Origin of the sequence: Streptomyces sp. P9-A2, from assembly GCF_036634175.1 — a bacterium.
GTDB classification, from domain to species: Bacteria; Actinomycetota; Actinomycetes; order Streptomycetales; family Streptomycetaceae; genus Streptomyces; species Streptomyces pratens.
Map to the genome: position 1 here is coordinate 4992677 of NZ_JAZIFX010000001.1, position 18218 is coordinate 5010894.

Sequence of the window (18218 nt, forward strand, 5' to 3'; positions counted from 1 at the left end):
ACGACGGCGCTGTACGAGGTACGTCTCCCCGTGCCTGACGGTTACTCCGTCGGACCAGGGCGACGCACCAGGGCGGTGTCTCACCCGTACGGGTGAGACACCGCCCTGGTGCGTGATCGGCCGGAAGCGGTGCCCGGCGGAACCGGAGCAGCGGCGGGGCCGGTTCGGTGGCGGAACCGGTTCAGTACCGGGGCCGGTTGAACCAGTAGCTTCCGTTCCGGTTGGCACAGAACACGATGATCAAGATGCCGGGTATCAGGCTGATCAGCGCGAAGATGTTGCCGGGTATCAGGGTGATCACGCTGAACAGGGTGACCACCGAGGCGTAGATGATCGCCGAGACGCGGACCCCGCCGTACCCCGTGGCCATCTTCGCGGCGGTGAGGACCGCCCAGAACGCGAACGCCAGAACGATCACGCCGAGCACGATCATGAAGCCCGCACCGATGTCGCTGACGGTGTTCAGATCGTCCGACGAGATGTTCGGGTCCGAGGAGATGCTCGGGTCCGAGGAGATCTCCTCCTCGATGTAATCGGCGAACCGTGCGCTGGCCACCATCGCCAGCACACCGCCGAGGGCCTGGAGCCCGCCGAGCACGAACAGCATCACACGCGCGGCCTTCACGCTGCCCGGCATGACCGCCACGGGACCGGGACCGGGACCCGGCTGCCCGTAGGACTGCGGGAACGCCGGTGGAGAGGGGTAACCGTAGCCAGGCCCGCCGGGAGGCTGCTGCTGGGGATACCCGTAGCCGGGCCCGCCGGGCCCGCCGTGCTGGCCGGGCTGCTGGGGCGGCTGCCCGTAGGGGTTGTTCGGGTCGCCGAAGCTCATGGCGGTTCTTCCTCCGTTGTCGCTTCAGGTGCGGGAACACGCGGGGCGCGGTTCGGAGGAAGGTCTACAGATGCGGTCCGGTCCCCCCGGTACTGCCCGCGGCACTGTGTGTTCATCGTTCTCGACGTGTCTGTCGATTGTCCAGCCGCAGGCAGATTGTGTTGTGCAAGTGCAACATTGCTGATCTTGGCCGGATACGGGTGGAACATGACCGGTGCGAGGGTGAACCGGGGCCGGCCTGCGGGATCGCGAACCCCGTGGTCGCCCGGCGCGCACCCGCGGTACGAGCCACGGGTACGGCCCCGGTGCGCGGCGCCCGGAATACGGGCGGATTGGAACCCGGGCCCGGTCATCCGCGAAGATGGGGCCATGACCGCCCAGATTCTCGATGGCAAGGCCACCGCAGCAGCGATCAAGTCCGATCTGACCGCCCGCGTGGCGGCGCTGAAGGAGAAGGGCGTCACGCCCGGCCTCGGCACGATCCTCGTCGGGAGCGACCCCGGCAGCCAGAAGTACGTCGCCGGCAAGCACCGGGACTGCGCCCAGGTCGGCATCGCCTCCATCCAGCGGGAGCTGCCCGAAACGGCCACGCAGGAGGAGATCGAGACGGTCGTCCGCGACCTGAACGAGGACCCGGCGTGCACCGGGTACATCGTCCAACTGCCGCTGCCCAAGGGCATCGACGAGAACCGCATCCTCGAACTCATGGACCCGGACAAGGACGCCGACGGCCTCCACCCGATGAACCTCGGCCGCCTGGTCCTGAACGAGCCGGCCCCCCTGCCCTGCACCCCCAACGGTGTCCTCACCCTGCTGCGCCGTTACGGCGTGGAGATCAAGGGCGCGGAGGTCGTGGTCGTCGGCCGCGGGGTGACGATCGGCCGCCCGATGCCGCTGATGCTGACCCGGCGCAGCGAGAATGCCACCGTGACCCAGTGTCACACCGGCACCCGCGACCTGTCGGCGCATCTCAAGCGCGCGGACATCATCGTCGCCGCCGCCGGCTCCGCCCACCTCGTCCGCCCCGAGGACGTCAAGCCCGGCGCGGCCGTCCTGGACGTCGGTGTCTCCCGCACCGCCGAGGGCAAGATCGTGGGTGACGTGCACCCCGGCGTGGCCGAGGTGGCCGGCTGGATCTCCCCCAACCCCGGCGGTGTCGGCCCGATGACCCGGGCCCAGCTGCTGGTCAACGTGGTCGAGGCGGCGGAGCGCAGTGCCGGCTGACCCCAGCGCCCGAGAGGCGGAGACCAGGGCCCGCGAGACCGGGGCGAACCCGGATGAGACGCACGAGCAGACCCAGGAACAGGCCCAGGAACAGGCCCAGGAACAGGCCCAGGAACAGGCCGAGGGTGCGGTCGAGGAAGCCGCCGACGGGAAGACAGCCGACGAGGGTGGCATCACGGTCACCGACCCGGTCAGCGCGCCCGACGCCACGGGGCGGCCGCGGCGCGCCACCCGCCGCTTCCCGCTGTTCACCAGGGACACCGCACGTCCGGAGGGCGGCGGCCGGGCCGCACCGGGCGACGCCCCCGCGCCCGCCCGGCAGTGGCCGATCCTCGCGGTGCTGTTCATGGCCGGACTCGGCCTGCTGCTGACGGCGTTCGACCTGTTCCGGCTCGGCACGCTGCTGATCGGTGTGGCGCTGCTGGCGGGCGGGGTGTTGCGCTGGATGGTTCCGGACGTCGGCATGCTCGCCGTGCGCTCCCGCTTCACGGACATCGTCACGTACGGCGGGCTGGGCCTCGTGATCGTGCTGCTGGCGCTGATGGTGCAGCCCAAGCCCTTGCTGGAGATCCCTTTCCTGAAGGACACCCTGCACTTCACCGTCAGTAACAGCTGACGCCGCCGCCGCCTCGTGCCGTCCGGTGAACGGCGGCGGTCCGTCCTCACCCCCGTGAAAGGACGGGCCGCCGCCGGGAACAACCTTCCTGCACCGGGAACCGGCTGTTCAACGGTTCTCCGGGCGCTGTGGCACGGAAGTGACCATTCCGCTACGTCCTCCGGATGGCTCTGGAAACTTCCCGACGTGCCCCCGAAGCATCCTTGGAGCGCAACCGGCGTGATAATCATGACGATCCCGGACAATCGTGATGTCCCACGCGTTGTGATGGTTCTGTACGGCCGAAGGGAGCGCCGGTGGGAGACTGGGGACACGAGCGGGTGAGCGTGCGACGCCGCGTGCCCGCGGCCCTGACGCTCCCGTGCGCCCCCACCCTGGGAACTGAGATCCCGACTGGCGACATCCATGTGGGTAGCCGGACCGGGGACTCGGCAGAGGCACCAGGCGCGAGGGAAAAACCAGCACGACCGGGGGGAAGGTAGGGAAGCAATGCCTCGTTGGAAGGCCTTGCCGGATGAACTCGATCCGCAGATCAGGGAGTTCACCAGCCAGCTCAGGCGGGTGGTGGACCGCAGTGGCATGAGTGTCGCGTCGGTCTCGGACCGCACGGGCTACAGCAAGACGTCTTGGGAGCGTTACCTGAACGGCCGGCTGCTCGCGCCCAAGGGCGCGATCGTGGCCCTGGCCGAGGTCACCGGGACCAATCCGGTGCACCTGACCACGATGTGGGAGCTGGCCGAGCGGGCCTGGAGCCGCTCGGAGATGCGTCACGACATGACGATGGAGGCGATCAGGATCTCGCAGGCGCGCTCCGCGCTGAGCGAGCTCGCCGGACCGTCGTCGACCGGCGCGGGCGGCAGAGGGCGCAAGAGCGGGGGTGCCGCGGTCCGGCCGGGCGTCGCCGGGCCGGCCGGGATCGCACCGTCCGTGCCCCCCCAGCCCACCGCCTCGGACGCCCGTGACGCCTCGGGGGCGAACTCCTGGGGCATGGCCGGGTACACCGGACCGTCCCCGTCGGGCCGCCGGGGCGGCCCGGCCGCGCAGCCTGCCGAGGGCGGGCGCACGCCGGGTTCCCCGGGCGGGCCGGGCGCACCGTCCCGGCGAGCGGCGAGCCGTGGAGGCTCCGGCGGTTCCGGTGGCAAACGGCGGACGGGGACCTTCCTCGCGGGCGCCGTCGGCGCTCTGGTGGTGATTGCCGCCGCCTTCTACGTCACCGGGCTCGACAGCGAGAAGGGCGGCGAGGCCGCGAAGTCCCCGTCGCCCACGGCCTCCGTCCCCGCGAATCTGCCCGCCGGAGTGGAGTGCAGCGGTGACAGCTGCGACGGCAAGGACGCGGAGAGCATGGGGTGCAGCGGTGACCTCGTGACCACGACGCAGACGGCGACCGTCGGCACCACCCTGGTCGAGGTCCGCTACAGCAAGACCTGCGGTGCCGCGTGGGGTCGGATCACCCAGGCCGCTCAGGGCGACAAGGTCGAGATCACCGGCGGGAAGACGAAGCAGAGCGCCGGCATCACCGAGGTCGGCGACACGGTCACGTACACCCCGATGGCAGCGGTCGCGAAGGCGACGGACGCCCGGGCCTGCGTGGTGCTGGCTTCCGGCGAGGAAGGGTGCACGGAGGCGACGGAGGCGGGGGGCACGGAGTAGGGCCGTCCGGTGCGCCCGCCGACCCGACGGGTGTGCGCGGCGGGCGCGGTACGGCCTCCGGGGTACGTCGCCGGTACGGCCCCCGGTGCACGTCGCCGGTACGGCCCCCGGCACCGGATCTGCCGGGGCGGCCCCCGGGGTCAGGCCTGCCGGCACGGCTTCCGGGGTGGCACCGAGGGGGTCTCCGTGAAGTTCGTGGCGCGGGAGGGGCGTAGGGCGGCAGATTCCGGGCACGCGAACGTCACCCCCACGGGAGTCCGGAAGGATCGGTCACCCGAACGGCGGCCGTCTCCGTCCCCCTCTCCCGGACGGGCGGCCGCCTTTCCCATGGGTACGTTCGGGTATCCCCCGGTCACCCTGTGGGACGGGCCACATGGAGCCCGGCCGTCCGCGATCGTGGATGCGCGATAGCCTGACCGCTGGATCTCTTGACGCCAAGAGATCGGTCATCGTGGCGGCGACCTCTCCGTACCGGTGATCGATCATCGCGGCGGGCACCGGTCAGGAGCCGGACGGGATCCCGTACCCCGGGGCAGGGACGCCCCACCGCCAGCTGTCATACGGAGAACGCCATGACCCGCACTCCCGTGAACGTCACCGTCACCGGCGCGGCCGGCCAGATCGGTTACGCCCTGCTCTTCCGCATCGCCTCCGGCCAGCTGCTCGGCGCGGACGTGCCGGTCAAGCTGCGGCTGCTGGAGATCACCCCCGCGCTCAAGGCGGCCGAGGGCACGGCCATGGAGCTGGACGACTGCGCGTTCCCGCTGCTCCAGGGCATCGACATCTCGGACGACCCGAACGTGGCCTTCGACGGGGCCAACGTCGCCCTTCTCGTGGGCGCCCGCCCGCGCGCCAAGGGCATGGAGCGAGGTGACCTCCTGGAGGCCAACGGGGGCATCTTCAAGCCGCAGGGCCAGGCCATCAACGCCCACGCCGCGGACGACATCCGGGTGCTCGTGGTCGGCAACCCGGCCAACACCAACGCGCTCATCGCCCAGGCCGCGGCTCCGGACGTACCTGCCGAGCGCTTCACCGCGATGACCCGTCTGGACCACAACCGCGCGCTGACGCAGCTGGCGAAGAAGACGGGTTCGACGGTCGCCGACATCAAGCGCCTGACCATCTGGGGCAACCACTCCGCCACCCAGTACCCGGACATCTTCCACGCCACCGTCGCCGGCAAGAACGCCGCCGAGGTCGTGAACGACGAGAAGTGGCTGGCCGAGGACTTCATCCCGACCGTCGCCAAGCGCGGTGCCGCGATCATCGAGGCCCGTGGCGCCTCGTCGGCCGCCTCCGCCGCCAACGCGGCCGTCGACCACGTCCACACCTGGGTCAACGGCACCGCGGACGGCGACTGGGTCTCCATGGGCATCCCGTCGGACGGCTCCTACGGCGTCCCGCAGGGCCTGATCTCCTCCTTCCCGGTCACCGTGAAGGACGGCGCGTACGAGATCGTCCAGGGCCTGGAGATCAACGACTTCTCCCGCGCCCGCATCGACGCCTCCGTCAAGGAGCTCGAGGAGGAGCGCGAGGCGGTCCGCGGCCTCGGCCTCATCTGATCACCTCGTCCGACCGCGGGCCACAGGCCACGCACCCCGGACCCCGCCCCGGTACTGACCGGTGCGGGGTCCGTCCGCGTACGGGGATCAAAGTACTGGCCAAAGCTTGACGCATGTCACATGATCGCACTCTTGACAATCTGCTTCCTTTCGGCTCAATCCCTCCCCTATGCTGATGTCTCGTCAACTCAGCCGTCGCCGAAGACGCACGCAGCATCGGGGGGACCGCCATGAGCACCGTCCACGTGCCGCGGCGAGCGGATCACCCGGACGGCCCGGCCCCGCCGGAGGCCGCGTCCGTCGCGCCGCACGCCGGCGAGGCGACCCGGCTGCTGTGCGGGGGCGTCTACGTGGACCCCGACTACCGCGACCGCGTCATCTGCGAGCCGTATCTCCATGAACAGCGGATCGTGGCGCCGGTGAGAACTCCAGCGCCACCAACGGTGGCCCCGCGCCGCGGAGGAGAGCCTCCGGCGATGACGGCGCGTGAGGAGGGCGGCGTCCGCATCGGGGACGTCCACCGCGGTCCCTTCGCCATCGGTGGGAACGCACACGCGGAGAGCCGCCACGGGGCCCCGGCGCCCGGTGACGCGGCCGGTGCGGAACCGCTCGCCGCGGTGAGGGAACTGCGGGCCGATCCGGCCCGGCTGAGGCTCGGTGGGCAGACCGCACGCGCAGCTGGACGAGGCCCTGGCGGAGACCGAGGAGGAGACCGACCGGACCGGTACGGCCGGAGAGAGCCGCCGCCGGCGGCTGCGTGACCTGCTCGCGGGCGCCGGGACACTCACGGCGTTGCTCGCCTCGGCCGCAACCGTGGCGGGGCTGCTCGGGATGTGACACCGGTGGGCGAAAGACCGAAGGGGCGAGGGGAACGAGGGGGGAAGCGATGAACGGGGCACCGCGGTACTGGAACGAGGAGACCGAGCGCTGGGAGGAGAGGGGCCCGGAGGGGCAGAGGGCACAGAGGGAGACGGGGGAGACGGGGGAGACGGGGGACGAGGCCGCGACCTCACCGGCGGTGACGCCGCCTCCGGCGGTGACGCCGCCTCCGGCGGTTCCGTCATCCCCGGGTGCCCGGTCCCCGGCTGCCCCGCCGCCTCCGGATGCTTTGTTCTCCGCTCCCACCCTCACGGGCATCCGATGGCCGGGCGGCGCTGCCCCGCCGGCGGCCGGGCCGCCCGCACCGTCCCCCTGGTCGTCCCCCGAGCTGCCCCACGGCCCCGCCGGGCCCTTCGTCCCGCCCGTTTTCCCGGGCCCGCCCCCGGCTCGGCACGGGCTCGACCGGAGGCGGGTGTGGTCCGTGGTGGGCGGGGCCGCCGTGGTCGGGGTGGTCGTGGGACTGGCGCTGACCCAGACCCTGGGAGGCGGCAACGGGGAGGACGGCCAGGGGGACGACAAGGCCGCCTCGGCGAGTGTGTCGCGGCCGGCCGGCTCCGGGGCGCCCGGGACGGAGGAGGTCCCGGCCCCGAGGCAGCCGACGTCCGCCGCGGAGGAGCCCACCTCGCCCGCTCCCGATCCGGACAGTACGGTCCCCGCCGGTTACGACCGGTACGCCGATTCCGAGGGCTTCACCATCGCCCGCCCCACGGGGTGGACCCGTAGCAGTGTGTCCTCCCAGTACGGGATGGACGTGGTCACCTACCGCAGTCCCGACCGAGGCATGCGGCTCCAGGTGTTCGAGGTGGCGGAGCCCTCGCCCGACGCGTCGTACGAACTGTTCCTCTCCGACGCCACCCCCAAGGCCCCCGGATTCGAGCGGCTCTCCCTCGAGACGCTGGACGACGGCGACTTCACCGGCTCCCGGCTGGAGTACCTGGCGGACTCCATGAGGGGGGAGCCCGACATCGGGACCTGGCACGTCGTCGACCTGCGCTTCCAGGCCGCCGACGGCAAGCTGTACGCGCTCGCCGCCTACGGGGCCGACTCCGACGGTCACGAGGACGAGCGGGAACTGATCCGGACCGCCCTCGGACACTTCTGTCCGGCGGAGACCACCTGCGGGACCGCCATGGACTCCGGCTGAACCGACCCGGACCGGAGTTTTGCGATGTTTTTCCCTGCTTCGACCGCATGTTCTGTGATGCGGCACACTTCCCGTGATGAATCGCGCATGCATTCGGGGTTCGAGGGAAGGAGCCCTCCCGTTCCGTGGGTGACGCCCGTGTGACTCGACATGGTCATTCGACCTGTGTCACTCATGGGCGCTGAACAGGAACGGAAGGCAGCAGGCGATCATGGCGGACAGTACAGAGCTTCAGGCGCGCACCTCCATCCACGCGGGAGGTGAGTGGCGGGCGGCCGTCTCGGGGGCCACGCGCGAGATCCTCGACCCAGCGGACGCCCTGCCGTTCGCCGTCGTCGCGGAGGGCGACGAGAAGGACACCGACCTCGCGGTGGCCGCCGCCAGGCAGGCGTTCGACGAGGGCCCGTGGCCGCACACCCCCGTTGCCGAGCGGGCCGCGCTGCTGCGCCGCGTCGCCGGTCTCCTCGCCCGGGACCGGGAGGAACTCGGCCTGCTGGAGAGCCGGGACGCGGGCAAGACCGTCGAGGAGGGGCGCGTCGACATCGACTGTGTCGCCGACGCCTTCCGCTACTTCGCCGACCTGGTCGCCGGGGAGGCCCCCGGCCGGGTCGTCGACGCGGGCTCCACCGACGTCCACAGCGTCGTCGTGCACGAGCCCGTCGGTGTCTGCGCCATGATCACACCCTGGAACTATCCGCTGCTCCAGGCCAGTTGGAAGATCGCCCCGGCGCTCGCGGCCGGCAACACCTTCGTCGTCAAGCCCAGCGAGATCACTCCGCTGACCACCGTCGCACTCATCGCCCTGCTGGCCGAGGCGGGACTGCCCGCCGGTGTCGCCAACATCGTCACCGGCCCCGGCCACACCGTCGGCGCCCGGCTCGCCGAGCACCCCGACGTCGACCTGGTCTCCTTCACCGGCGGACTGGCCAGCGGCACCAAGGTCGCCCAGGCCGCCGCGCCGGGCGTGAAGAAAGTCGCCCTGGAACTCGGCGGCAAGAACCCCAACGTGGTCTTCGCCGACGCCTGCGCCACCGAGGAGGGCTTCGACACCGCCGTCGACCAGGCGCTCAACGCGGCCTTCATCCACAGCGGCCAGGTCTGCTCGGCGGGTGCGCGGCTCATCGTCGAGGAGTCCGTCCGCGACCGCTTCGTCACCGAACTCGCCCGCCGCGCCGAGAGGATCAGGCTCGGCCGGGGCACCGCGGACGGCGTCGAGTGCGGACCGCTGGTCTCGGAACAGCAGCGCGACAAGATCGAGGCGTACGTCGCCTCCGCGTTGCAGGAGGGCGCGGTGCTGCGCTCCGGCGGCAAGCGGCCCGAGCCGTCCGCCGAGCGGCCCGAGGCCGGCTACTTCTACGAGCCGACCGTCCTCGACCACTGCCACCGCGAGATGCGGGTGGTGCGCGAGGAGGTGTTCGGGCCGGTCCTCACCGTCGAGACCTTCCGCACCGAGGACGAGGCCGTCGACCTCGCCAACGACACCGAGTACGGGCTGGCCGGTGCCGTCTGGACCACCGACGCGGGCCGCGCCCGGCGGGTGGCCGGACGGCTGCGCCACGGCACCGTGTGGATCAACGACTTCCATCCCTACCTCCCGCAGGCGGAGTGGGGCGGATTCGGCAAGAGCGGAGTGGGCCGCGAACTCGGCCCGGCGGGCCTCGCCGAGTACCGCGAGACCAAGCACATCTACCAGAACCTCGCGCCGAAGCCGGTGCGCTGGTTCGCGGGCTGAGCCGCCACCACCGAGCGGCACCCGTGGTGAACACGGCGCCCGCGCCCCGCGGGAGGCACCCTCGGCGTGCACAGCGCACACGCCGCCCGCGTGCGGTCGCGGCCGCCGGACGGCACACCGGGGGCACCCTCCCCCGGGAGAGTGCCCCGGAGCCCTCTCCGAGGCCGCCCGCCCCGGAGCCCTTCACCTGCCGTGCGCCCCGTGCTTCCCGCACGTCCTGTGCTTCCCACGCGTCCCGTGCTTCCCGCGTGACGACGTACCACTTCGAGCATTCCCCTGCCCGGGGTTTCGCCCGTGGCTCCGCCGACACCCCTTGTTTCCGAGTTCCCGGAGGAGTAGCCCATGCCAGATCACGCTCACGAACATGCCCACGAACACACGTACGACTATGTCGTCATCGGTGGTGGCACCGCAGGATCCGTCATCGCCTCCCGGCTGACGGAGAACCCCGACGTCACCGTCGCGGTCATCGAGGGCGGTCCCAGTGACGTCGGCCGCGACGACGTACTGACCCTGCGCCGCTGGATGGGCCTGCTCGGCGGCGAGCTGGACTACGACTACCCCACCACCGAGCAGCCGCGCGGCAACTCGCACATCCGGCACAGCCGGGCCCGCGTGCTCGGCGGATGCTCTTCGCACAACACCCTCATCGCGTTCAAGCCGCTCCCGTCCGACTGGGACGAGTGGGAGCAGGCCGGCGCCCAGGGGTGGGGGGCGACGCGGATGGAGCCGTACTACACCCGGCTCAGGAACAACATCGTCCCGGTCGACGAGAAGGACCGGAACGCCATCGCCCGTGACTTCGTCGACGCCGCACAGGCCACACTCGGCGTGCCGCGCGTCGAGGGCTTCAACAAGAAGCCGTTCGACGAGGGCGTCGGCTTCTTCGACCTCGCCTACCACCCGGAGAACAACAAGCGTTCCTCGGCGTCGGTCGCGTATCTGCACCCGGTGATGGACGAACGCCCCAACCTGACGATCCTGCTGGAGACCTGGGCGTACCGGCTGGAACTGAACGGAACCCGCGCCGAGGGCGTCCACGTCCGCACCAAGGACGGAGAGGAGATCCTCGTCCGGGCCCGGGGCGAAGTCCTGCTGTGCGCCGGCGCGGTCGACTCGCCCCGGCTCCTGCTGCACTCCGGTATCGGCCCGAAGGCCGACCTGGAGGCGCTCGGCATACCCGTGGCGCACGACCTTCCCGGTGTCGGCGAGAACCTGCTCGACCACCCCGAGTCGGTGATCGTCTGGGAGACGGACGGGCCCATCCCGGACAACTCCGCGATGGACTCCGACGCCGGCCTGTTCGTGCGCCGGGACCCCGGACACGCGGGACCCGACCTGATGTTCCACTTCTACCAGATCCCGTTCACGGACAATCCGGAGCGACTGGGCTACCAGCGGCCGGAGTTCGGCGTCTCGATGACCCCGAACATCCCCAAGCCGAAGAGCCGCGGCCGGCTCTACCTGACCAGCGCCGACCCGGAGGTCAAGCCCGCGCTGGACTTCCGCTACTTCACCGACGAGGACGACTACGACGGCCGCACCCTCGTCGACGGCATCCGCATCGCCCGCGAGATCGCGAAGACCGAGCCGCTGGCCCACTGGCTCAAGCGCGAGGTGGCTCCCGGCCCCGACGTCACGGGTGACGAGGAGCTGAGCGAGTACGCCCGCAAGGTCGCGCACACCGTCTACCACCCGGCGGGCACCTGCAGGATGGGCGCCGCGACCGACGAACTGGCCGTGGTGGACCCCGAACTGCGGATCCGCGGAATGCAGGGCATCCGGATCGCGGACGCCTCCGTCTTCCCGACCATGACCGCAGTGAACCCGATGATCGGCGTGCTGATGGTCGGCGAGCGGGCCGTCGACCTGATCGGAGGCGATGCGTGATGAGTACCGCGACCTCTGCGACTCCCCAGCCCTCCGGTGCCACCGCTGACCCGGAGGGCGGCCCGCCCGTCTTCTCCGTCGAAGGACTGTGGAAGGTCTTCGGCCCGAAGGCCGGCCGCGTCCCCGGCGACCCCGGGCTCACCGCACTCGACCCGGCCGAACTGCGCGCCCGCACCGGCTGCACGGTCGCCGTCCGGGACGTGAGCTTCGACGTCCGCAAGGGCGAGGTCTTCGTCGTCATGGGCCTGTCCGGCTCCGGCAAGTCCACGCTGGTGCGCTGTCTGACCCGGCTGATCGAGCCGACCGCGGGCGCCATCGCCATCGACGGCGAGGACGTGCGCGCGATGGACAAGGCACGGCTGCGCGCACTGCGCCGGCACCGGGCCGCCATGGTCTTCCAGCACTTCGGCCTGCTGCCGCACCGCACGGTCCTGGACAACGTGGCCTACGGCCTCGAGATCCAGGGCATGGGCCGGGCGCAGCGGCGCGCGAAGGCCGCCGAGGTCGTCGCCAAGGTGGGCCTGGAAGGCATGGAGCAGCGCAGACCCGCCCAGCTCTCCGGCGGTCAGCGCCAGCGCGTCGGGCTCGCCCGCGCGCTCGCCGTCGACCCCCAGGTGCTGCTGTTCGACGAGCCGTTCAGCGCGCTCGACCCCCTCATCCGGCGCGACATGCAGGAGGAGGTGATCCGGCTGCACCGCGAGGAGGGCCGCACGATGGTCTTCATCACCCACGACCTCAGCGAGGCGCTGAGGCTGGGCGACCGCATCGCCCTGATGCGCGACGGGCGGGTGGTCCAGCTGGGCACCCCCGAGGAGATCGTGGGCTCGCCCGCCGACGCCTACGTCCGCGACTTCGTCCGGGACGTCCCGCGCGAACAGGTCCTCACCGTCCGTACGGCCATGCGCCCGGCCTCGTCGGCGGACGAGGCCGGCAGCGGACCCGCAGTCCGCCCCGACGCCACGGTGTCGGAGGCCATCGAGGCCGTCGCCCGCGCGGGCTCCCCGGCCCGGGTCCTCGACCAGGGCCGCTGTGTGGGAATCGTCGACTCCGCCGCCCTGCTGTCGGTCGTCGCGGGGATGGGGACGCCCGCCGCCACGGAACCGTCCGCCGGACCTGAGCCCGCAGCCGCCCCCGAGCCCTCCGCAGGGGCGGAGCGCCCCGAGGGGGCCGTCTGATGGCGACCGTCACCGCCGCCGCCCCCCGGGCCGGCGAGCGGCCGGGCCTGCTCGGACGTGCCGCCGTGCGCAAGCTTCTGCTGCTCGCCGCGGCCGCCGTGGTCCTCGTCCCGTTCGCCGCGGCCCGCTGGGCGAGTGGCGGCTGGCCCGAGGCGCTGACCGTCGACGTCTCCGGACCGCTGGCCGACGCCAGCGACTGGATCATCGACAACCGGGATTCCCACCCCCTCTTCCTCCACTTCTTCGGCCACGTCAGCAACGTCGTCGTCCTCGCCGTACGAGCCGTCTACCTCGCCCTCCTCGCCGTCGGATGGGCGGGAGTGACCGCCGTCGCCGGGCTGGTCGCCTGGCGGGTCGCGGGCCTGCGGCTCGCGCTCGGCACCGCTGTCGCATTCCTCGCCTGCGGTCTGCTGGGCATGTGGGTGCCCACCATGCAGACGCTCGCCCTGATGGTGGTCGCGGTCGCCGCGTCCGTCGTCCTCGGCGCGTTGCTGGGACTCGCCGCCGGACTCTCCGACCGCCTGGACCGCGTTCTGCGCCCGGTGCTGGACACCATGCAGGTGTTCCCCGCCTTCGCCTACCTCCTGCCGGTCGTGCTGGTGTTCGGGATCGGTGTCCCCGCCGCCGTCCTGGCCACCGTGATCTACGCCGCGCCGCCCATGGCCCGGCTGACCTCGCTCGGCCTGCGCGGCGCCGACAAGGAGGTGCTGGAGGCCGTCGAGTCGCTCGGCGCCGGTGCCCGTCAGCGCCTGCTGACCGCCCGCATCCCGCTGGCCCGCAGGGAACTCCTCCTCGGCCTCAACCAGACGATCATGATGGCGCTGTCCATGGCCGTCATCGCCTCGGTGATCGGCGCGGGCGGCCTCGGCGACCGCGTCTACCAGGCGCTGGCCTCCGTCGACGTCGGCGCGGCCCTCGCCGCCGGCATCCCGATCGTGCTCCTCGCCGTCGTCCTGGACCGCGTCACCGCCGCGGCCGGGGCGAACACCGACGGGACACCCCGGCCCCGTACGCACTGGCTGTACGTCGTGGCCGGCGCCACGGCCGTCGCGGTCGCCGGACGTCTGGCGGACCGGCTGGAGTGGCCGGACGGGTGGGTCGTCGCGATCGCCGGACCGGTCAACCGGGCCGTCGACTGGATGACCGACCACCTCTACTCGGGTGTCCCCGTCGTCGGCGGCACCGCCGACTGGGCCGCCCGCTTCACCACCTGGGTGCTCGACCCGGTGCGGGACGGACTGCAGTGGCTGCCCTGGTGGTCGGTGCTGCTCGTCGTCGCCGCCCTGGCCTGGCTGATCGGCACCTGGCGCACCGCGCTCACCGCCGTCCTCGCCATGGCCGCCATCGGGGTGCTCGGGGTGTGGAACCCGTCCCTCGACACGCTCTCCCAGGTCCTCGCGGCCGTCGCCGTCACCCTTGTCATCGGCTTCGCGACGGGTGCCGCCGCGGCACGCAGCGACCGCGTCGATCGTCTGCTGCGGCCCGTGCTGGACGTGTTCCAGACGATGCCGCAGTTCGTGTACCTGATCCCGGTCGTCGCCCTGTTCGGCGTCGGCCGCGCCCCCGCCGCCGCCGCGGCCATCGTCTACGCGCTGCCGGCCGTCGTCCGTATCACCGCGCAGGGGCTGCGCCAGGTCGACCCGGCGGCCCTGGAGTCGGCCCGCTCGCTCGGCGCGACCAGTGCCCAGCAGTTGCGCCAGGTCCAGCTCCCGCTGGCCCGCCCGGCGCTGCTCCTCGCCGTCAACCAGGGCGTGGTCCTGGTCCTCGCCGTCGTCATCATCGGCGGCATGGTCGGCGGTGGCGCACTCGGTTACGACGTCGTCTTCGGCCTCGCCCAGGGCGACCTGGCGACCGGCCTGGTCGCCGGTGCCGCGATCGTCTGCCTGGGCCTGATGCTCGACCGGGTGACCCAGCCCACCGAACGCCGCGCGAAGAAGGGAGCCTGAGATGCGACTTCGTACGACGTCGGCCGTGGCCGGAGTGTCCGCGCTCGTCCTGCTGACCGGCTGCGGCGCCGCCGACATGACCAAGCAGGCATCGCCGTTCGCCAACGCCGAGGGCGCGCGGACGGTCACCCTGTCCGTGCAGTCCTGGGTGGGCGCCCAGGCCAACGTGGCCGTCGCCCAGTACCTGCTGGAGCAGGAACTCGGCTACCGCGTCGACACCGTGCAGGTCGACGAGGTGCCCGCCTGGGACGCGCTCAGCCAGGGCCGGGTCGACGCCATCCTGGAGGACTGGGGTCACCCGGATCAGGAGCAGCGGTACGTCCAGGACAAGAAGACGATCACGCCCGGCGGTGATCTCGGGGTCACCGGGCACATCGGCTGGTTCGTGCCGACGTACTTCGCGGAGAAGCATCCCGACATCACCGACTGGAAGAACCTCAACAAGTACGCCGATCAGTTCCGCACCGCGGAGAGCGGCGGCAAGGGCCAGCTGATAGACGGGTCACCGGCCTACCTCACCAACGACAAGGCGCTGGTGAAGAACCTGAAGCTGGACTTCAAGGTGGTGTTCGCCGGATCGGAGGCCGCGCAGATCACCCAGATCCAGCAGTTCGCCAAGGAGAGGAAACCCTTCCTCAGCTACTGGTACACACCCCAGTGGCTGTCCGCGAAGGTGCCGATGACCGAGGTGAAGCTGCCCGAGTACGAGGAGGGCTGCGACGCCGACCCGGAGAAGGTCGCCTGCGCCTACCCGCACACTCCGCTGCAGAAGTACCTCAACGCGGACTTCGCGAAGGACGGCGGCGACGCGGCGGACTTCCTGAAGAAGTTCCAGTGGACGACCGAGGACCAGAACGAGGTCTCCCTGATGATCGCCGAGCAGCGGATGGCGCCTCAGGAGGCGGCGGAGAAATGGGTGGACGGCAACGAGTCCACCTGGAAGGCCTGGCTGTCCTGAGGACCGGACCGGGGACCGGTCCCCGGTCCGGTCCGCCTGACGGTCGGTCCGGAGCGGACCGGATATGACGCGCGGCCCCGGGATCACCGAGCGAGGTGAACCCGGGGCCGCTTGTCACGCGACACGCGCGGTCACGCGGCGGATGCCGGATGCCGGATGCCGGATGGCGGGTGCCGAGGGCCGGGTGCCGGTCAGGCGTGCGAGCCCGGCCGGTAGTGGCCCGGAGCGAGGCGGCAGGTCACGCCGAACCGGTTCCAGGCGTTGATCACCGTGATGGCGGCGATCAGGTGTGCCAGCTCGGCCTCCCCGAAGTGCTCGGCGGCCCGCCCGTACACCTCGTCCGGCACGAACCCTCCCCCAGACTTCGTCTGGGAGGTGCCCCCAGTCAGGACCGTCACCGCCTCGGTCAGCTCGATCGCCGCGAGCTCCTTGGCTGTGTAGAAGTGCCGCGACTCCTCCCAAGCGGCGAGCTGCACGATCCGCTCCACGCTCTCGCCCGCCGCGAGCGCGTTTTTGCTGTGCATGTCCAGGCAGAAGGCACAGTGGTTGAGCTGCGAGGCCCGGATCTTCACCAGCTCGAGCAGCTTCGGGTCGATCCCCCTTACGGGCCGCCGCAGCAGGCGTGCACACCATCCCAAAAGCCCCACAACCATGGCCGATCGAGGCCGTGTTCAAGGGTCCCCCGCCCCCTCTCGCCGCCCGGCGCCTAGGCTGTCCGCCGCGAGCCGGGGAGCACGGCGCACCGCGGCGGCGAGGCGGCACACACGGGGGAGTGGAGAACATGACGCAGAAGACGGCGGGTCAGGAGACGGCGGGCCAGAGGGCGGCTCAGAAGACGGTGGCCCAGGAGACGGTGGCCCAGGAGACGGTGGCTCAGGAAACGGCCCCGAAGGCGATACCCGCGGCGCGGACACGGCGGCGGATGCGGTCCGGCACGGTGATGCTCGGTGGCGCGGGGCTCCTCGCGGCGGCCCTGTCCGCGTGCAGTTCGGAGCCGGACCGCCGCTGCGTGGACCGGGACAGTTACGACCACCTCAACGGCTACAGGATCGTCGCCGACGAGAACTGCACGACGAGCTCCGGTTCCCTCGGCGAGGGAGCCGACGCCGACTGGTACTACGACGCCGACGTCAGCGACGGCTGGGCCGACGACGGCACCTTCAGCCGGAGCAAGGCCGTCGACCGGGGCGGCTTCGGCTCGTCCTCGGGCAGCAGCGGCGGCTGACCACCCCGTCGAGCGAAGGAACGAAGGACCCGCCCGTGGAACGCCGCACCATCGAACCCCGCCCCGGCTGGCAGCAGACCGTCGAGGAACAGGGGCTCATCTACCCCCTCACCCTGCCCGAGCCGCTCGAGGCCGACCGGGCGGCGGGCCTCCCCGTCCCCGACGACGCCTGGGTCCCGTACTGGGACGAGAGCGCGTACTACGTCTTCGGCCTCGACGAAGTGGAGGCGCTGGAGGAGGTCGTCGAGGAACTGCACCGCATGTGCCTCGCGGCCGCCGACCACATCGTCACCGCCGACCGCTTCGCCGACCTCGGCATCACCGATGCCCGGGTCGCCGGCGCGGTCGCCGAGGCCTGGCGCCGGCGGGCCGAACTCCCCTCCCTCTACGGCCGTTTCGACCTCCGTTACGACGGCACCGGTCCCGCGAAGCTGCTGGAGTACAACGCCGACACCCCCACCTCCCTGGTGGAGGCCGCCTCACCCCAGTGGTTCTGGATGGAGGAACGGTTCCCCGGCGCCGACCAGTGGAACTCCCTGCACGAACGCCTCGTCGACGCCTGGCGTAAGCAGGCCGCGCTCCTCCCGCCGGGCAGCCCGCTGTACTTCGCCCACTCCTCGGCCGACGTGCTCGGCGAGGACCTCATGACCGTCGCCTACCTCAAGGAGACCGCCGAACAGGCGGGCCTCGCCACCGAGTGGCTCACCGTGGAGGAGATCGGCTGGGACCGGCTCTCCGGCCGCTTCGTCGACAACGGCCTCCGGTTCATCCGCAGCATCTTCAAGCTGTACCCCTGGGAGTGGCTCACCACCGACCGCTTCGCCGGTCATGTCCTCGACACCCTCGACAACGGCGGCGGCACCGGCAGCACCCTGTGGATCGAGCCCGCCTGGAAGATGCTGCTCAGCAACAAGGCCCTGCTGGCGATCCTCTGGGAGCTCTTCCCGGACCACCCCAACCTCCTCCCGGCCCACCTCGACGGCCCCCGCGACCTGGCGTCGTCCACCGGCTACGTGGCCAAACCACTGCTCGGCCGCGAGGGGGCCGGGGTGACGATCCACCCGCCGGGCAGCGCCCCCGTGGTCCGCGACGAACCCTGCTGCTACCAGCAGCTCTCCCCGCTGCCGGACTTCGACGGCAACCATGTGGTCCTCGGCGCCTGGACGGTCGGGGACGAGTCCGCCGGTCTCGGCATCCGCGAGTCGGCGGGCCTGATCACCGACGAGTACGCCCGCTTCCTCCCGCACGTGATCCTCTAGTCCCGCGCCCCGCACCTGGTCCGAGCCCCGGGTCTGGCCCGCACACCGCACCAGGCCCGCGCCCCGAGCCACGTCTTCGCGCCGGGCCACGCCCTCGTGCCGGGCCACGCCCTCGTGCCGGGCCAC

At 71.7% G+C, this 18218-nt stretch carries 15 protein-coding genes; 13 read left to right on the forward strand and 2 right to left on the reverse strand.

All coding sequences use genetic code 11. From position 1 onward, the window contains the following. Positions 1-181: 181 nt before the first annotated feature. Entirely contained in the window at positions 182-832 is a 651-nt protein-coding gene (locus V4Y04_RS22845) for a hypothetical protein (RefSeq protein WP_332430186.1), read from the reverse strand. Positions 833-1201: 369 nt separating this feature from the next. Between V4Y04_RS22845 and V4Y04_RS22850 the strand changes: the two genes are divergently transcribed. The 11 genes from V4Y04_RS22850 to V4Y04_RS22900 all read left to right on the forward strand — a co-directional run bounded on the left by V4Y04_RS22850 (position 1202) and on the right by V4Y04_RS22900 (position 15608). Next, on the forward strand, positions 1202-2056 hold the full coding sequence (locus V4Y04_RS22850) for a bifunctional methylenetetrahydrofolate dehydrogenase/methenyltetrahydrofolate cyclohydrolase (protein ID WP_332430187.1): 855 nt from the start codon (positions 1202-1204) through the stop codon (positions 2054-2056). Beyond that, entirely contained in the window at positions 2046-2672 is a 627-nt protein-coding gene (locus V4Y04_RS22855) for a DUF3017 domain-containing protein (RefSeq protein WP_332430188.1), read from the forward strand. Before V4Y04_RS22850 ends, V4Y04_RS22855 begins: the two co-directional genes overlap by 11 nt. Before the next feature lie 489 nt (positions 2673-3161). After that, complete coding sequence (locus tag V4Y04_RS22860) at positions 3162-4322, forward strand: helix-turn-helix domain-containing protein (protein WP_332430189.1); 1161 nt, start codon at positions 3162-3164, stop codon at positions 4320-4322. A gap of 572 nt (positions 4323-4894) precedes the next feature. Then, entirely contained in the window at positions 4895-5884 is a 990-nt protein-coding gene (locus V4Y04_RS22865) for a malate dehydrogenase (protein ID WP_332430190.1), read from the forward strand. 657 nt (positions 5885-6541) lie between these two features. After that, positions 6542-6721: a hypothetical protein gene (locus V4Y04_RS22870; protein ID WP_332430191.1), complete on the forward strand. Its 180-nt coding sequence runs from the start codon at positions 6542-6544 to the stop codon at positions 6719-6721. Between the two features lie 463 nt (positions 6722-7184). Further along, positions 7185-7907 carry a hypothetical protein gene (locus V4Y04_RS22875; RefSeq protein WP_332430192.1) on the forward strand — a complete coding sequence of 241 codons (723 nt, stop codon included), beginning with the start codon at positions 7185-7187 and terminating at the stop codon, positions 7905-7907. 211 nt (positions 7908-8118) lie between these two features. Further along, entirely contained in the window at positions 8119-9639 is a 1521-nt protein-coding gene (locus tag V4Y04_RS22880; protein WP_332430193.1) for an aldehyde dehydrogenase family protein, read from the forward strand. A gap of 342 nt (positions 9640-9981) precedes the next feature. Continuing rightward, positions 9982-11529: a GMC family oxidoreductase gene (locus V4Y04_RS22885; protein ID WP_332430194.1), complete on the forward strand. Its 1548-nt coding sequence runs from the start codon at positions 9982-9984 to the stop codon at positions 11527-11529. Further along, positions 11529-12704, forward strand: coding sequence for a quaternary amine ABC transporter ATP-binding protein (locus V4Y04_RS22890; RefSeq protein WP_332430195.1), 1176 nt, complete (start codon positions 11529-11531; stop codon positions 12702-12704). The genes V4Y04_RS22885 and V4Y04_RS22890 overlap by 1 nt, the downstream gene beginning before the upstream one ends. Continuing rightward, positions 12704-14650 (forward strand): ABC transporter permease, encoded by a 1947-nt coding sequence (locus V4Y04_RS22895; RefSeq protein ID WP_332430196.1) that lies wholly within the window; start codon positions 12704-12706, stop codon positions 14648-14650. Before V4Y04_RS22890 ends, V4Y04_RS22895 begins: the two co-directional genes overlap by 1 nt. Position 14651: 1 nt before the next feature. After that, positions 14652-15608 carry an ABC transporter substrate-binding protein gene (locus V4Y04_RS22900; RefSeq protein WP_332430197.1) on the forward strand — a complete coding sequence of 319 codons (957 nt, stop codon included), beginning with the start codon at positions 14652-14654 and terminating at the stop codon, positions 15606-15608. Positions 15609-15799: 191 nt separating this feature from the next. Here the strand turns inward: V4Y04_RS22900 and V4Y04_RS22905 are convergent, their stop codons facing one another. Then, positions 15800-16255, reverse strand: a complete 456-nt coding sequence (locus V4Y04_RS22905; protein WP_332430198.1) for a carboxymuconolactone decarboxylase family protein — start codon at positions 16253-16255, stop codon at positions 15800-15802. 275 nt (positions 16256-16530) lie between these two features. Here V4Y04_RS22905 and V4Y04_RS22910 point away from each other — a divergent pair, with 275 nt between their 5' ends. Beyond that, positions 16531-16833: a hypothetical protein gene (locus tag V4Y04_RS22910; protein WP_332432962.1), complete on the forward strand. Its 303-nt coding sequence runs from the start codon at positions 16531-16533 to the stop codon at positions 16831-16833. Between the two features lie 35 nt (positions 16834-16868). Next, on the forward strand, positions 16869-18092 hold the full coding sequence (locus V4Y04_RS22915) for a glutathionylspermidine synthase family protein (protein WP_332430199.1): 1224 nt from the start codon (positions 16869-16871) through the stop codon (positions 18090-18092). The last annotated feature ends 126 nt before the right edge of the window (positions 18093-18218 follow it).

What these genes read in the sequence shown, in the direction of transcription:
- V4Y04_RS22890 (WP_332430195.1), top strand. Translation starts at nt 11,529, where the DNA reads ATGAGTACCGCGACCTCTGCGACTCCCCAGCCCTCCGGTGCCACCGCT.
- V4Y04_RS22850 (WP_332430187.1), top strand. Translation starts at nt 1,202, where the DNA reads ATGACCGCCCAGATTCTCGATGGCAAGGCCACCGCAGCAGCGATCAAG.
- V4Y04_RS22910 (WP_332432962.1), top strand. Translation starts at nt 16,531, where the DNA reads ATGCGGTCCGGCACGGTGATGCTCGGTGGCGCGGGGCTCCTCGCGGCG.
- V4Y04_RS22895 (WP_332430196.1), top strand. Translation starts at nt 12,704, where the DNA reads ATGGCGACCGTCACCGCCGCCGCCCCCCGGGCCGGCGAGCGGCCGGGC.
- V4Y04_RS22845 (WP_332430186.1), bottom strand. Translation starts at nt 832, where the DNA reads ATGAGCTTCGGCGACCCGAACAACCCCTACGGGCAGCCGCCCCAGCAG.
- V4Y04_RS22885 (WP_332430194.1), top strand. Translation starts at nt 9,982, where the DNA reads ATGCCAGATCACGCTCACGAACATGCCCACGAACACACGTACGACTAT.
- V4Y04_RS22865 (WP_332430190.1), top strand. Translation starts at nt 4,895, where the DNA reads ATGACCCGCACTCCCGTGAACGTCACCGTCACCGGCGCGGCCGGCCAG.
- V4Y04_RS22860 (WP_332430189.1), top strand. Translation starts at nt 3,162, where the DNA reads ATGCCTCGTTGGAAGGCCTTGCCGGATGAACTCGATCCGCAGATCAGG.
- V4Y04_RS22900 (WP_332430197.1), top strand. Translation starts at nt 14,652, where the DNA reads ATGCGACTTCGTACGACGTCGGCCGTGGCCGGAGTGTCCGCGCTCGTC.
- V4Y04_RS22880 (WP_332430193.1), top strand. Translation starts at nt 8,119, where the DNA reads ATGGCGGACAGTACAGAGCTTCAGGCGCGCACCTCCATCCACGCGGGA.